The organism is Streptomyces sp. NPDC052114 (genome assembly GCF_040680155.1).
Taxonomy (GTDB): Bacteria; Actinomycetota; Actinomycetes; order Streptomycetales; family Streptomycetaceae; genus Streptomyces.
This window is the reverse complement of the sequence record NZ_JBFAWC010000001.1, coordinates 440,173-454,430: the sequence shown is the minus strand read 5'-3', so window position 1 is coordinate 454,430 and position 14,258 is coordinate 440,173. Positions and strand designations below refer to the sequence as shown.

17 protein-coding genes are annotated in these 14,258 nt (G+C 72.8%); 4 read left to right on the top strand and 13 right to left on the bottom strand.

Annotation, left to right across the window (positions count from 1 at the left end; translation table 11 throughout):
* Positions 1–156 precede the first annotated feature (156 nt).
* The 9 genes from AB0L89_RS01845 to AB0L89_RS01805 all read right to left on the bottom strand — a co-directional run bounded on the left by AB0L89_RS01845 (position 157) and on the right by AB0L89_RS01805 (position 5,690).
* The gene (locus AB0L89_RS01845) at positions 157–339 is read right to left on the bottom strand and encodes a thiocillin family RiPP (protein WP_365132634.1); all 183 of its coding nucleotides are present in this window, start codon (positions 337–339) and stop codon (positions 157–159) included.
* A gap of 64 nt (positions 340–403) precedes the next feature.
* Positions 404–580: a thiocillin family RiPP gene (locus AB0L89_RS01840; protein ID WP_365132631.1), complete on the bottom strand. Its 177-nt coding sequence runs from the start codon at positions 578–580 to the stop codon at positions 404–406.
* A 43-nt stretch (positions 581–623) separates the two neighbouring features.
* Positions 624–800, bottom strand: a complete 177-nt coding sequence (locus tag AB0L89_RS01835; RefSeq protein WP_107101937.1) for a thiocillin family RiPP — start codon at positions 798–800, stop codon at positions 624–626.
* A 73-nt stretch (positions 801–873) separates the two neighbouring features.
* Positions 874–1,047, bottom strand: coding sequence for a thiocillin family RiPP (locus tag AB0L89_RS01830; RefSeq protein ID WP_107101938.1), 174 nt, complete (start codon positions 1,045–1,047; stop codon positions 874–876).
* Positions 1,048–1,080: 33 nt separating this feature from the next.
* The gene (locus tag AB0L89_RS01825) at positions 1,081–1,266 is read right to left on the bottom strand and encodes a thiocillin family RiPP (protein WP_266489245.1); all 186 of its coding nucleotides are present in this window, start codon (positions 1,264–1,266) and stop codon (positions 1,081–1,083) included.
* A gap of 35 nt (positions 1,267–1,301) precedes the next feature.
* A complete protein-coding gene (locus AB0L89_RS01820; RefSeq protein ID WP_365132627.1) occupies positions 1,302–2,048 on the bottom strand; it encodes a nitroreductase family protein in 747 nt (248 codons plus the stop codon).
* The gene (locus tag AB0L89_RS01815; protein ID WP_365132624.1) at positions 2,045–3,700 is read right to left on the bottom strand and encodes a nitroreductase family protein; all 1,656 of its coding nucleotides are present in this window, start codon (positions 3,698–3,700) and stop codon (positions 2,045–2,047) included. Before AB0L89_RS01815 ends, AB0L89_RS01820 begins: the two co-directional genes overlap by 4 nt.
* Positions 3,697–4,326 (bottom strand): TOMM precursor leader peptide-binding protein, encoded by a 630-nt coding sequence (locus tag AB0L89_RS01810; protein WP_365132621.1) that lies wholly within the window; start codon positions 4,324–4,326, stop codon positions 3,697–3,699. The genes AB0L89_RS01815 and AB0L89_RS01810 overlap by 4 nt, the downstream gene beginning before the upstream one ends.
* 8 nt (positions 4,327–4,334) lie before the next feature.
* Positions 4,335–5,690: a YcaO-like family protein gene (locus AB0L89_RS01805; protein WP_365132618.1), complete on the bottom strand. Its 1,356-nt coding sequence runs from the start codon at positions 5,688–5,690 to the stop codon at positions 4,335–4,337.
* A gap of 309 nt (positions 5,691–5,999) precedes the next feature.
* On the opposite strand from AB0L89_RS01805, the gene AB0L89_RS01800 reads away from it, so the two are divergent.
* Positions 6,000–6,524: a SigE family RNA polymerase sigma factor gene (locus AB0L89_RS01800; RefSeq protein ID WP_365132616.1), complete on the top strand. Its 525-nt coding sequence runs from the start codon at positions 6,000–6,002 to the stop codon at positions 6,522–6,524.
* 232 nt (positions 6,525–6,756) lie between these two features.
* Positions 6,757–6,942, top strand: a complete 186-nt coding sequence (locus AB0L89_RS01795) for a hypothetical protein (RefSeq protein ID WP_365132613.1) — start codon at positions 6,757–6,759, stop codon at positions 6,940–6,942.
* Between the two features lie 173 nt (positions 6,943–7,115).
* On the opposite strand, the gene AB0L89_RS01790 is transcribed toward AB0L89_RS01795, so the two are convergent.
* Positions 7,116–7,775 carry a GPP34 family phosphoprotein gene (locus AB0L89_RS01790; RefSeq protein WP_365132610.1) on the bottom strand — a complete coding sequence of 220 codons (660 nt, stop codon included), beginning with the start codon at positions 7,773–7,775 and terminating at the stop codon, positions 7,116–7,118.
* A gap of 91 nt (positions 7,776–7,866) precedes the next feature.
* On the opposite strand from AB0L89_RS01790, the gene AB0L89_RS01785 reads away from it, so the two are divergent.
* On the top strand, positions 7,867–8,544 hold the full coding sequence (locus tag AB0L89_RS01785) for an AIM24 family protein (protein WP_365132607.1): 678 nt from the start codon (positions 7,867–7,869) through the stop codon (positions 8,542–8,544).
* Between the two features lie 16 nt (positions 8,545–8,560).
* On the opposite strand, the gene AB0L89_RS01780 is transcribed toward AB0L89_RS01785, so the two are convergent.
* Both AB0L89_RS01780 and AB0L89_RS01775 read right to left on the bottom strand, forming a co-directional pair.
* Positions 8,561–9,838 carry an aminotransferase class I/II-fold pyridoxal phosphate-dependent enzyme gene (locus tag AB0L89_RS01780; RefSeq protein WP_365132604.1) on the bottom strand — a complete coding sequence of 426 codons (1,278 nt, stop codon included), beginning with the start codon at positions 9,836–9,838 and terminating at the stop codon, positions 8,561–8,563.
* Between the two features lie 179 nt (positions 9,839–10,017).
* Positions 10,018–11,133: a PP2C family protein-serine/threonine phosphatase gene (locus tag AB0L89_RS01775; RefSeq protein WP_365132601.1), complete on the bottom strand. Its 1,116-nt coding sequence runs from the start codon at positions 11,131–11,133 to the stop codon at positions 10,018–10,020.
* A gap of 207 nt (positions 11,134–11,340) precedes the next feature.
* On the opposite strand from AB0L89_RS01775, the gene AB0L89_RS01770 reads away from it, so the two are divergent.
* Positions 11,341–13,431 (top strand): regulator, encoded by a 2,091-nt coding sequence (locus AB0L89_RS01770; RefSeq protein ID WP_365132598.1) that lies wholly within the window; start codon positions 11,341–11,343, stop codon positions 13,429–13,431.
* A gap of 10 nt (positions 13,432–13,441) precedes the next feature.
* Here the strand turns inward: AB0L89_RS01770 and AB0L89_RS01765 are convergent, their stop codons facing one another.
* Positions 13,442–14,170, bottom strand: a complete 729-nt coding sequence (locus AB0L89_RS01765; RefSeq protein ID WP_365133932.1) for a FadR/GntR family transcriptional regulator — start codon at positions 14,168–14,170, stop codon at positions 13,442–13,444.
* Positions 14,171–14,258 lie beyond the last annotated feature (88 nt).

Sequence of the window (14,258 nt, the reverse complement as noted above, 5' to 3'; positions counted from 1 at the left end):
GACCCGTTGACCCCGGGCCCTGCGTTGCAGGATGCTGCGAAATGAGAAAGCCGCCTTTCAGCGGCGCCGTCAGGCGCCGCCGAAAGGGAGGAGCCGAGCCCGGCGGGCAGGTGCCGAAACGGTGTCAGCCAGCGCGGCACCGCCTGCCGGGGCCGGTCACCCGTACGACGACGCCGTGGTGGCGCTGCTCGCCGAGCTGACCGGACAGGACGCGCACGCGGCGGACGTCGCCGTGGAGAAGGAACCCAGGGCGTTGCCCTGCGGCAGTTCCTCCACGAAGAGCTCCTCGTCCATCGCGTAGAGGTCGAACGCGTACGGATCGCCGTGCTGCTCGCTCATGGGGTGTCACCTCTTCTCTGTTTCTTGGTCGCCGGCCACGAGGGACCGGCCGGGGCGGAACGGTTCAGCCGACGCAGGAGGCCGTGGTGGCGCTGCTGGCCGAGCTGGCCGGGCAGGAGAAGGAGCTCGCCGAGGTGGCGCTGGAGAAGGAGCCGAGGGCGTTGCCCTGCGGCAGTTCCTCCACGAAGAGCTCGTCGTCCGTCGCGTAGAGGTCGATGAGCAGGTCGGTGCTGTCGTTCACAGGTGGAATCCCTTCTGGAAGTGGCGTGACCGCGACGGGCCGGTCAGCCGAAGGTCGAGGCGCTGCCGACGCTGGAGGCCGAGGTCGCCGGGCAGGACGCGGTCGACGCCGACGCGGCGGAGAACCAGCAGCCCAGGGCGTTGCCCTGCGGCAGTTCCTCGACGGACAGGTCGCCGTCCAGGGCGTACAGGTCGAACGCGTCCTCGTTGGTGGTGTCCACTGATCGATTCCTTTCGGACGAGGTGCTGTGGAAGGTGCTCACGACGGAGGCCCCGGCGGAGCCCCCGGGCCTGTCAGGTGTAGCTGGAGAAGGAGGTGAAGGAGGAGGCGGTGGTCGCCGGGCAGGAGGCCGAGCTGGCCGACCCCGCGGTGGAGACCGACGCGAGGGCGTTGCCGTCCGCCAGCGTCTCCATCTCCAGGGAGTCCTCAAGGATGTCGTCGAGGACGTAGAGCTCCAGTTCAGGCATGGTGCGCTTCCTTTCCTACGGGTAAGAGGTGACTCAGCCGGTGCAGTTGGCGGTCATGATGCTTCCGGCGCTGCTGACCGGGCAGCTGGCCGTGGTCGCGCTGGAGGCGGTGCTGAAGGTGCCCAGCGCCACGCCCTCGGGGATCTGCTCGATGGACAGGTCCTCGTCGCCCAGGTCGACGCTGTGGAGGTCGAGCTCCCACGCGCTGGCGTCGGTCATCGGATCACTTCCTTCTCTTCGTGGTGGTGCTCGGTTCACCGGTGGCCGGTCGGCCCCGGAGGCATGGGGGGCGGCACGGGTGCGCCGCCCAGGGCCAGGGCGAAGAGCTGGTGCCTGCTGGCCCCGTCGCTGCGCAGCGGCAGCCGTACGGAGGCCGGGATGAACCCGGCGAAGACGGTGCCGACGAGGCCGACGGCCACGGCGTCGAGCCACATCGTGTAGGCGGCGGCCGCGGTGCGGGTCATGAGCGTCCGGTAGCCGTGGGCGCCGTACAGCTCGCTAGCCAGGTCCAGGTCGGCGGCGAGGGAGACGATCGCGGCGGAGTCGCAGAACTCCCGCTGGATGGTGAGGCCGCGCAGCGCCTCGCCCTCCGGCAGCGGCGCGACCCGGACGTAGGACCGCTCGGCGCCGCCCGCCGCGTCGAGTCCGTACATGCCGGGCTCCAGGCCGTCGAGCCGGAAGGCGACGACGTTGATCTCCAGCGGCAGCCGCTCCGCCTCGTCCGGCCAGGACGCGAGGTCCGCCTCCATGCCCCGGGCGGCGACGTCGGCGACGAGCGAGGCGTCGACCGGGCCGGGCCCAAAGAACCGGACGGAGCGCCGCTTCTCCAACACGGTGAGCAGGGACGACCGCTCCCGCTGCCGGGCGGCGAAGCGGACGGGCGGTCCGAGGGGGACGGGCGGCCGGGGCGCGGGGCGGGCGGGCGCGGCGGCGGTGCCCGCGGGGGCCGGTGCCCGGAAGGCGGTGAGGAGTTCGGCCGCGAGGTCGTGCGGGCTGCTCATGGTGCGTCTCCCAGGTCGATGACGGCCGTGACCGGTTCCTTGTCGGGGTTGATGCCGAGCGCCGCGGCGACGGCGTCGTCGTCCCAGCGGGGGCGCAGGGCGAAGCCGATGCCGAGGGCGCGGGCCGCCTCCCGTGCGGTGGCCTGCGCGCAGCCGCTGTCGAGCAGCACGATCCGCAGGGCGAACGCGGAGTACTTGCGGGCGACCTTGGGGAAGTCGCCGGTCAGCACGATGCTGACCGGCCGGTCGCCGGGCACGGCGTCGGTGCGGGAGGACAGCCGGGCGAGGCGGTGCTCGGAGGAGACGTAGCCGTAGACGCCGGGGGCGATGCCGGGCACGTCGCGCACGACGGCGTACGCGGTCACCGAGCCGATGTTGCCGCCGCTCGCCGTCCAACGGGCCACCTTCTCGGCGCTGTCGGCGTTCTCGGCCTTGATCCCCGCCGTGACGGAGAGCAGCAGCGACAGCGTGTCCGGCCCGAGGGCCGTGCCGTCGCGCGGCGCGTCGGCGCGGTCGAGCCGGTCGTGGCCGGGCGGCGGCAGCTCGACGGCGGGGGCCACCGGCCAGGTCCGGGAGACGCGTTGCAGCGCCAGGTTGGAGGGCTTGTAGTGCATCTGGTGGGCCTTGAGGTCGGCGAACTCCTTCGGCGGCATGGCCACCGACGCCTCGAAGCGGGTGGCGGGCGCGGCGCGTTCCACGACCGGGCCCTCGGCGACGGAGCAGCGCGGACAGCCGGGCCGGGTCGCGGACGAGGTGTCGCGCTGGCCGAGGCTCTCCAGGTCCACGAGCCGCCAGCGCATCGGCAGCGGTGTGGGGGTGGTCCGGGAGACCGCGGCGAAGACGTCGCGGGCGAACAGCGCGGCGGCCAGCTCGTGGTCGCCCGCGGCCGCCGTGCGGTCGTCGGTCTCGTCGTCGGCGGTCAGACAGTCCAGGCACGGTGTCGTGCGGGAGTCGACCAGCGGGCCGAGCGCCGCCCGGCGGCCCCGCACGCTCAGCCGCAGCAGCGGGATGCCCTTGTCCCAGCAGTGGTCGGCGAGGAGGCGCGGGCCGGGCGCGCCGTCCCGACCGCCCGCGTCGGCCCAGACGACGAGCGACGTCCCCTCGGTGGGGGCGTCGCCGGTGCCCAGGGCGACCGGCATGGAACCGGTCAGCTCGTCCCGCAGGAGCGCGGCGAGCGCCGGGTCGCCGAAGATCTCGATCCCGGCGGTACGCAGGCGGGTGGCCGCCTCCTCCCAGCAGGGGTTCACCTCGGTGGCGCTGCCCACCCGGGACAGGTAGTCGGCGAGGCGGTCGTCGACGTCGGCGAGCGCCGCGCGGGCCGGCTCCGGGGGCGGCCCCTCCTCGACGACGCCGCAGGTCCACAGCAGCGAGAGCGCCTTGAAGACGACCTCCTCGGGCAGCCCGAGTTCGGCCGCGAGCCGGTCGTGGGTGCGCTCGCCGTCGAGCAGGCCGAGCAGTCCGGGCAGCATCTCGGTGGCGGACCGGCCGCGGAAGAGCTGCTTCTTGGGCGGTCCGGTCACCACCACCTGGTCGGCCTCGGCGCCGACGACGAGGCCCCGGCGCACCCGGGGCCGCAGGGGGATGCGCAGCTGCGGGTCGAACCGCGCGGCGGAGCCGACGGTCTCGGCCGTCATCATGGATCGGTCGCTCACGCTGTCCGCCCTTCGGTGATCGGTGCCAGTCGGTGCCACAGCTCGTCGCCCGCGGGCGCGGTGCGGCAGCGCGCGCAGCGGTCCACGGCGACCACGGAGGCCCTGCTGGTGGCGCCGGTGATCTGGTCGAACTTCCGCACGGTGCCGCCGATCGCCTCCGCGTCGGCCGGGGGGCGCAGCGCCTCCTCGATCGCCTGGCGGGCGAAGGCTGCGGCGATGCCGACGTGGTGGACCGGGTAGCCGGTGGGGTGCCGCTCCCCCGGGCCCGCGGTGCCGTGTCCGGGCCGCCGGTGCTGGTTGCGGCGGCGCACGTAGCACTGGTGGCAGGCCGTGCGGCCGGGGATCACCACGGGGCCGCACAGCACCTCGGTGGCGGTGGTGTGCACCCCGAACCACGGCGTGCCCCAGGCGAAGGCCGCCCGGTCCGTGGCCTCGTCGATGCGGGGCCGCTCATGGGAGCCGGCCAGGACGACGAGATCGGCGCGGGGCCACAGACTCGGGTGGGTGCCCTCGTCGATCTCCATCACGGTGACGGCGTGGCCGGGCTGCCGGGGGCCGTGTTCCAGGCGCCGCGCGACGTCCTTGCCGAACGCTCCCGAGGCGAGTACGAGCAGATGACGATTCATGACCCACCTCACGCGAAGGGCTGCGGATTGGGATTGATGCCGGCCTCGTCGTGCACGGGGTGGCCCATGGCGCGAGGAGCCTCGTAGAGGCGGGGGTGGGCGAGGTAGCGGGCCCGGTGCGCGAAGGAGAGCGGCATCAGCTGCGGCACCATGACCCGCACGGCGGTCGCGCCCACCTGGCGGGCCTCGTCGGTCGTGATGTCGACGACCACGACCTCGCCGCCGGCCCGGGACACGCGCTCCAGCAGCCAGGGCAGTTGCTCCGCTCCCGCCGCGGGGCGCGGCAGGTCGGCGAGGGCCCGCGTGGGGCGCTCGCCCTCCAGCAGGAAGTCGAAGCGGTGGCGCTGGTCGGGCTTCCCGGCGAGCAGCGCGCCGCCGATCACGCTGACGATGTCCTGCGGGTCGTCCGGGTTCGTGTGCCGGCTCGCGTGCGAGCGGAGCGCGATGCGCAGCGAGGCCGCCTCGCGGTGCAGCTTCGCGATGGCCTTGCCGGGGTCCGTGTCGCAGGTGGCGACGACGAGTTGGGCGAGGTCACGGTCGTGGTCGGCGAGCTGCACGCCGTAGATCACGGGGATGCCGAGGTCCGTCGTGGCGTCGAAGAGCAGGGTGCGGATGTTCTCGCCGGCGGCCCGCTCGACGAACGCCCGGTGCTCGGGGGCCAGTTCGTCGGGGCTGAACTCCAGCCGGGGCAGCCGCAGACGCTGGAGCCAGGTCAGGGCGATGGAGTCCCGTTCGACGACCTCCATCAGGCCGTTGGCCACCGCGGCCAGCGGGTCGGCGTGCGTGGCGCAGCCCGTGGAGACCGGGTGGACGTAGCGCTCCGCGGCCGACTCGGGCGAGCACTTCAGATAGACCTGGACGGCCGGTACGTACACCTTGCGGCCGCGCGCCAGGGACCAGCCCTCGACCCAGCGCAGGGGCATGTCCCGGTCGGTGGGCACCAGGCCGCAGCGGGGGTCGGCCAGTTCGGCCGGGGAGAGGTTCGGCCACTCCCAGGGCGCGATGGCGTCCTCGCCGAGCTCCGCGGCGGTCGCCCAGATCATGTCCCGCGGGGACCAGGCGCACGAGGAGTACCGCTCCAGCGACTCGGCGGCGGCGAGGTGCGCCGCCGTCTCGCTGTCCAGCGCCCCGCCGGCCCCGTCGAAGTTGCCGGAGGACGCGTCGTGCGTCCACTCCGACTGCGCGGCGAGCACCGCTCCCGGGTCGCCCAGCGATCCGGAGAAGACCGCGAAGTCCGGCTCGCCCTCGGTGACGGGCAGCCAGGTGAGCCGCGACACGAGTCCATAGGGCGACACGAGCTTTCCGATACGGCGCAGGGATTCGGGCACCGCGGCGCCCTGGGGTGTCGCCTGGAGCGTCCTCATTCCTTCCCCTCCTCGACCCGGTTGAATCCGGCAGAGCCGCAGCCGAGCCCTCTTCCCATTCGCATCCGTCGAAATCGCAAAACAATTCCCTCGTTCCGGACAGTGCAACTCCGCTTCGCGCCAGGAGGCCTGAGAAATTGCAACGCATGTTTCTACTGGGTCACTAGCGGGACAGCAGAGGACGTGTTTGACTCCGTTGGGCGCCGCGAGCGGCTCGGGTTCGCAATCTGCTGCGAACGGTTCCAACCTTCATCACGTGGTGGACAGGTCGGGGCGCTGTTCGGCGAGGCAAAGAATCTTGAAACGGGGATGAACAGATTGGACGAGTCGTACGAGGAGAGCTTCGCGCGGTACGTCGTGGGCGCCCGACCCGCACTCCGACGTAACGCCTTCGTACTGGTGGGGGACTGGTTCGCCGCTGACGATCTCGTACAGCAGACACTGATGGCCGTGTACCGGAACTGGGAGCGGCTGGACCGTCACGACGCACTGTCCGCCTACACCCGCACCGTGATGGTGCGCCTCTTCATCGACGAACGACGCAGACACCGCTGGACGCGCGAACTGCTGCAGGACTCGTTACCGGAACCCGCGCCCGCGCCGGAGGAGTTGGCACGGATCGGGGACCGCCTTGTCCTGCTCAAGGCGCTGTCCGACCTGACGGCCCGGCAGCGCGGGCTCGTCTATCTACGCTACTGGGAGGATCTGAGCATCGAGGAGGTCGCACAGATCATGGGGTGCTCCTCCTCGACGGTCCGCGGCTCCACGTCGAGGGCCCTGCGGATCCTGCGCGAGCGCCTCGGCGGGCTCGCGGGGACCGCGCGGGAGCACTGAGGAATGAGCTTGTCGGCCGCCGGCCAACAAGGCGCCCCGCCAAGGGTGTTGTCCTTGTCAAAGGTCCGGCGGCCCGGCATTCTGGGCCAGATGAACTCAACAGCGGCTACAGATACTCCCGCCAGGAGACAGGCACAGGAATCCTCCGAGGGCGCCTTCGGCGCACAGCGAGCTCCGGATCCGCTCGCGAGGGAAACGTGTTCTGTACCTTTGTTTTTATGGGGGCTGGGTCATGAGTGAAAAAGAGCGCGATCAGGCGTCGGAATGCGATCGGGACACCGCCGACTCGCTCCGCGAATGCATGCGTGCGCTCCTCGACTCGGCACCGGCCCCGGAGCCCGTACTGAGCGACGAGGAACTCCTCGCGAAAATCCGCGAGTCCGCCGCGAAGGCCCCGCCGAAGGAAGACTTCGACTGACGGGCGCCGTCATGCAGTGCCGGTCCGCTGCGCCGGACCGGGCCCACCGCATTCCCTATCCCTTTTCCCTTTCAACTACTCCTCATGTTCAACTGATACCCGGGTTCAACTGTCACTAAGGCCCAACTGTTACTCAGGCCCAACTGATACTCAGGTTCAACTGATCCTCACGTTCAACCACTTCTCATGGTGACCAGAGCGACCGCGCTCATCGCCGCCTGCATCTCCGCGATCGCCTTGCGGACGCTCTCGCCCGCCCACTGCCCCTCGGAGATCTCCCGCATCCTCGGCACGACCTCGCGCCGCGGCGCGTCGGGAAAGGCCAGGCGGTGCAGCTTGGCGCCGTGCAGCAGCGCGACGAGGCCGGCCGAGCGGTCGTCGGGCTCCGCGCCGCGCAGGACCGTTTCCGCCAGCCGCGCGCGCAGGGCGCGCTCGACCGTGCCGTCCGCCTCGGGGAACCGCCGCACCGGGAACATCCCCAGCACCTTGCGCTCCTCCTCGCCGACCAGGCCCCGCTCCCTGAGGGCCTCGACGGTGGCGTCCAGGACCTTGCGGTGGTCCTTGGTCAGCCACTCCGTCACCTTCGGCGGCCTGCGCCTGCCCGCCGCCCAGGCGTCGATCGCCCCGAGCCTGCCGTCCAGCAGGCCGACCCCCGTCGGGGCCCGGTCGACCACGGTGATCCGTCCCTGGTCCACGGAGACCCGGCGGGCCAGGACCAGATCGAGGACGATCGCGGCGGCCACCGCCCACTGACAGGACTGCCGCTCCTTCACCGCCCCGGACTCGTCGTCCAGCGACAGCAGCATGATCTCCTCGGCGAGTGTCACCGTCACGTCCGGCCCCCCTGTCACTCGACTCGTGGTCTGAGACGAGAAGAACGGGCAATCAGTTCCGCCGGTGTCCCGCATCGCTGAAGATGTGCAGATGAAGAGTGACTTGTTCTCCAGCGACCACATGGCCCAGCCGTCCCACGCGCCCGGCATGACCCTCCAGAACGCCAAGTCGATCAAGTACGCGGTCAGCGGCGAGATGCACGCGCGGCAGGGCGCGATGATCGCCTACCGGGGCAATCTGCAGTTCGAGCGCAAGAGCCAGGGCGTGGGCGGGATGCTCAAGCGGGCGATGACCGGTGAGGGCCTGCCGCTGATGGCCGTGCGCGGCCAGGGCGAGGCCTGGTTCGCGAACGAGGCGCAGAACTGTTTCATCGTGGACATCGAGCCCGGCGACGTCCTGACGGTCAACGGCCGCAACGTCCTGTGCTTCGACGCGAGTCTCTCGTACGAGATCAAGACCGTGAAGGGCGCGGGGATCACCGGCGGCGGCCTCTTCAACAGCGTCTTCACGGGCTCGGGCCGCCTCGGCCTGGTCTGCGAGGGCAACCCGCTGGTGATCCCCGTCTCCCCCCAGCAGCCGGTGTACGTCGACACGGACGCGGTGGTCGGCTGGACCGCCGACCTCCGCACGTCCCTGCACCGTTCGCAGTCCTTCGGATCGATGATCCGCGGCGGCTCGGGCGAGGCGGTGCAGCTGATGCTGGAGGGAGAGGGGCACGTCATCGTGCGGCCGAGCGAGGCGACCCCGCAGAAGCCGCAGCAGCACTGACGCACGCGGGCGTCGCCTAGGCGGCGGCCCGCTTCTCGTGGCCGACCAGGCGGACGCAGACGGTCAGGCCCTTGATCGCCTGCTCCAGCTCCGCGAGGCCCGGGTAGCTGGGCGCGACGCGGATGACGGCGTCGCGCGGGTCGTCGCCGTAAGGGTGGGTCGCACCGGCCGGGGTCAGCACGATGCCCGCCTCAGCGGCGCGGCGCACGACCTCCTTGGCGCAGCCGTCCTGGACGGTGAGCGTGACGAAGTAGCCGCCCTTGGGCGAGGTCCAGGCCGCCAGGCCGGTGCCGCCGAGCTCGGCCTCAAGGATCCGGGCGACCGCCTCGAACTTCGGCTGCAGCAGGGCGCGCTGGCGCTCCATGTGGGCGCGCACGCCGTCGGCGTCCTTCAGGAACATCACGTGGCGCAGCTGGTTGACCTTGTCGGGGCCGATCGAGCGCTTCTGGTTGTTGGCCAGCAGCCACTTCACGTTGGCGGGCGACGAGCCGAAGAAGGCGACACCGGCGCCGGCCGCGGTGATCTTCGAGGTGGAGCCGAAGACGAACGCGCGGTCCTCGTGGCCCGCCCGTGCGCAGGCGGCGAGCAGGTCGGCGAGCACGGCGGGCTCGTCGGTGAGGTGGTGGGCGGCGTAGGCGTTGTCCCAGAAGATCCGGAAGTCGGGGGCGGCGGTGGGCATCGCGGCCAGGCGCGCCACGGTCTCGTCGCTGTAGACGACGCCGTCGGGGTTGCTGTACTTCGGCACGCACCAGATGCCCTTGACGGCCGGGTTCTCGGCGACGAGCCGCTCGACCTCGTCCATGTCGGGGCCCGCGTCCGTCATCGCCACGGGGATCATGTCGATGCCGAACCGCTCGCAGAGCGCGAAGTGCCGGTCGTAGCCGGGCACCGGGCACAGGAACGCGACGCGCTCCTGGTCGACCCAGCGGGACTCGGCGCCGGGCAGCGTGCCGAGGAGGGCGTGCACGAGACAGTCGTGCATCAGCTCCAGGCTGGAGTTGCCGAGGGCGAGCAGCTGTCCGGCGGGGACCTGGAGCAGCTCGGCGAAGATCTCCCGGAGCTCGGGCAGGCCCTGGAGCCCGCCGTAGTTGCGCACGTCCGTGCCGTCGGCGGAGGTGTGCCGCCCACCGGGCAGGCTCAGCAGGTCCTCGGCGAGGTCCAGCTGCTCCGGCGCCGGCTTGCCCCGGGTCAGGTCCAGGGACAGACCGCGCCCGGCGAGGTCGTCGTAGTCCTTACGCGCCCGGTCGAGCAGCCCGTCCGGGGCCTGGGCGTCGGGGCTGAGCTCGGTGGTCATCGTGGTGCCTCTCGCAGGTGCCGCTGTGGGTGGGTGGTACGGGGGTGGAGCCTGCCGAGGATATAAACCGAGGACCCGGCGGGGCAGGGGTGACCGCTTCGCGAGATTTCTCCGGCACGAACGTGGACGGACGGCCCGCTCCCCGGACCCGCGCCTGCCCCGGACCCGGCCGGGGAAACTCAGCAGCGCGGTCGCGCGTCCAGCACCGCGGGTGACCGGCCGGGGCTCGGGCGGCCGGGCTCGGGCGGGTCCGCGGGCTGGCAGAGGACGAAGGCCACGTCGTCGGAGAGCGGGACCTTCGTGTGGCCCGTCAGGCGGGCGTACAGGGCGTCGAGCGCGTCGGCCGGCAGCGGCTCGCCCAGCGCCTGGGCGACGCCTTCGAGCAGCGGGAAGTCCGTGCCGCTCGCGTCGCGCGCCTCGCTGAGCCCGTCCGTGTAGAACAGCACCCGGTCGCCGGGCTGGAGCCAGGCGCGCTGTATCACCGGGCGCGGGCCGAGCCCCAGCGGCAGCGAGGGTTCCTTCGGTTCGAGCTGCTTGGTCTGCAGGCCCACCCGCAGCGGCGCGGGGTGCCCGCAGTTGACGAGCCGCACCTCGCCGGGGGCGAACTCGGCGAACAGCGCGGTGACGAAGTCCTCCGGCCCCAGCACCCGGCCGACCCGCTCGTCCATCGTGCGCGCCAGCTCGGGCAGCCGGGGGGTGACGTACACCAGGTCGCGGAAGGCCCCGATGACCTCGGAGGTGATCCGCAGCGTCGCGAGGTCGTGGCCGCACACGTCGCCGATGAGCACCCGCAGGCCGTACGGCGTGTACGCGACGTCGTACACGTCGCCGCCCACCGTCGCCCCCTGGACGGGACAGTGGTGGCGGGTGCACACCTCCACGCCGCCGATCCGCCGGGCGACGGGCCGCAGGATCGCGCCCTCCGCGGCCCGCGCCACCTCGGTGATCCGGGCCAGGGCGGCCGTGTCCGAGGCGCGCCGGGCGGCGGCCCCGACGATCAGCGCGCCGCCCGCCACCAGGACCAGGAGGTCCAGGAAGAACGGCGGGGAGGCCACGAAGCCGTGCGCGGCGCCCGCCACCAGGGCGAGCAGCACGGCCCCGCACGCGGCGGCGGCCGTCTGCCGGACGCCCTGCCGCAGGCAGGCCGTGAGCGGCGCGAGGAGAAGAGTGGCGGCCGCGGGCTCCCAGCCGCCGACGAACACGGCGGGGGCGGCCAGGGCGAAGGCGAGCACCCAGGGCAGCGCGCGGCAGGCCCGGGCACCCCATCGCTCGCGCCACCGCTTGAGGACGGCCATGCACGGCCCCCTACTCTGTGTAGCCCCGCTCCGGTGGAACGGCCACTATGGTCCACGGACACCGCCCGCACGACCGATTGACCGGACCGTGCCGCCGATGACCGGCGATGATCCACCGGTGGCGCCTTTTGCCCGCCTCGCGCGGGAGACCACTCAAGACGTGGCAAGCCCGGCCCCGGGGCGGCGCCGGGGAGGACACTCTGCGTCGTGACTCTCCCCACCGAGACGACGAGTTTCATCGGGCGGTCGGCCGAACTGCGCTCGGTCGAGGCACTGCTGGCGACGGAACGCCTCGTGACGCTGACGGGCGTGGGCGGTGTCGGAAAGTCCCGCATCGCGCTGCGGGCCGCCCACCGGGCCGAGCGGGACTTCACCCACGGGGCACGGCTGGTCCAGCTGTCGCCCCTGCGCGACGCGTCCCTCCTCGGGAACGTGCTCCTTGAGGAGCTCGGCCTGGTCGACCAGGCCACCGGGCCCGCCGAGGAGCTGGTCGCCCGGTGGCTCGCCGAAAGGCGGCTCCTGCTGGTCCTCGACTCGTGCGAGCACCTCGTGACGGCGTGCGCCCGCATGGTGCGGACCCTGCTCGACGCCGCGCCGGGGCTGCGCGTCCTGACCACCAGCAGGCAGCCGCTCGGCGTGCCGGGCGAGCGGTGCTTCGAGGTGGATCCGCTGCCGGTGGAACCTCCGTCGGTGGGGCGTCCGCCCGCGCGGCCGGGCGCGGCGGCGGGCCGGGGGGACGCGCTGGCGCTGTTCACCGAGCGGGCCGCCGCGTCGGCTCCGGGACTGGCCCTGGACGGCGCCCGGCACGTGTCGGCCGTGACCGTCTGCCACCGCCTCGACGGCATCCCGCTCGCCATCGAACTGGCCGCGGCCCGGCTGCCCGGCCTCTCCGTCGAGGAGCTCGCCGAGCAGCTCCAGCACCGCTTCGAGGCGCTGATCACCCGGGACGGGACCCCGGGCGCCGCCGCGCCGCGCCACCGGACCCTGCGCACCACCATCGGCTGGAGCCACGAGCTGTGCGAGCCGCTGGAGCGGCTGCTGTGGGCCCGCCTCTCGGTCTTCACCGGCGGCTTCGACGCGGACGGCGCGCGGGCGGTCGGCGCGGGCGGCCCGCTGCCGGCCCACGACGTCGTGCGGGTCCTGGACGGCCTGGTCGCCAAGTCCCTCGTACGCCGCCGGGCGGACGGCTCGGGCACCGCGCGGTACAGCATGCTGGACACGGTGCGGGAGTTCGGCGCGCAGTGGCTGCGCGAGCTGGGCGAGGAGCACGGGGCGCGGCGCGCGCACCGGGACTTCTACCGCGACCTGGCGCTGCGGGCCGACGCCGAGTGGCTGGGACCGCACCAGATCCGCTGGTACACCCGCCTGGCCGCCGAGCACGCCAACCTCCGTACGGCGCTGGACTTCAGCCTGTCGCGCGGCGACGGCCGGGCCGCCCTGGAGATGGGCGGGGCGCTGTGGTTCTTCTGGTTCGCCTGCGGGTTCGCGCGGGAGGGCAGGCACTATCTGGGGCGGGCGCTCGACCTGTACCCCGCGGCGTGCCCCGAGCGCGTCAAGGGCCAGTGGGCGTACGGTCTCGCGGCCATCGTGCAGGGCGACCTCGACACCGTGCGGCGGCTCGCGCACGCGCTCCACGAGACCCTCGACGGCACCGACGCCGCCCACGCCGCCGTCTACTTCGAAGGCGCCGCACTGACCCTCCAGGGGGATCAGGAGAGGGCCGCCCTGGTGCTCGACGCGGCGGCGGATCCCCCGCGACCGGCGGGCCCCTTCCCCGAGGCCTGGCTGCTGATCAAGGTGACGCGCGCGTTCGTACGGGTCCACCGGGGCGACTTCGACGTCGCGGCCGGCCACGCCGACGAGCTGTGCGCCAGGACCGAGCGGCTCGGCGAACGGTGGATGCGCGCCTGGGCCGGATACACCCGGGCCCTGGCGTCGGCCGGACTCGGCCTCCCCGCCGAGGCCGCGCACCACGCCCGCACGGCCCTGGAGGGCAAGGCCCTGCTCCACGACAGCGTCGGCGTCGTCATGACCATCGACGTACTGGCCTCGGCCGCCGCCGCGGAGGACCACGGCAGACACGCGGCCCGCCTGCTCGGCATCGGCCAGCGCATGTGGCAGGCCATCGGCACGTCCCATCTGGGCTCGCCCGAACTGCTCGCCACCCGTGCCGAGTCCGAGCGCGTGATCAGGCGGTCCATCGGCGACACGGCGTACGAGGAGGAGTACCGGACCGGCCTGGAGACCAACGCCGCCGAGGGCCTCGCCTACGCCCTCGCGGCCCCCTCCCCCGACTAGCCCGCGCCCCTCACCCCACCCCCCGCATCCCCTGCCCCGCCCGCTCCCCGATCCCCCGGAAGTGGTCGGCCATCGCCCGCTGCGCCCGTGCCGCGTCCTTCGCGCGCAGCGCGGCCACGATGTCGCGGTGCCGGGCCACCGTCACCTCGGGCGCCGGGTCGCTCGCCCAGTCCCGTGCGCCCGCCACCCGGTGGAAGACGTGCCAGAACGCGCCGAGGAGCTGCGGCACCAGTTCGTTGCCGAGCGGGCGGTAGAGCGTCTCGTGGAACTCGCGGTCCAGGTCGGGGAAGGCCGTCCCGGCGTCGGCCGCCTCCTCCATCTGCCGGACGAGACACTCCAGTTGGACCAGTTCGGTCTCGCCGAGCGTCCCGGCGACGCGCCGCATCAGTCCCTCTTCGAGGACCTCCCGTACCTCCAGGATCTCCGCGAGCGCCCGGGTGTCGTCGCGGAGCCTGACGAGCGCGCGGAAGGTGAGGCCGTCGGCGAGCGGGGTGAGGGAGGCCTGTCCGACGTATGTGCCGTGCCCGTGTCTGATCTCCACGATGTCCAGGGCCTGGAGGGCCTTCAGGGCCTCGCGCACGGAGTTGCGGCTGACGCCGAGCGCGGCCATCAGCTCGGTCTCGGTGGGCAGCGGCGCGCCCGGCCGCAGCCCTCTGTCCAGGATCAACTCGACGACCTCACGCCGCACTTGACCGCTCACACGCCGCTCTCGGATCGGCTCCTGCGCCATGCGCGCCATCGTAGGCACGGGTGACATCCCACGTCCCACCTCCGGCACGACTTCGTCCCGTTCGGATCCCTGCGCACTCTCTTGACCGGGTCCCGCG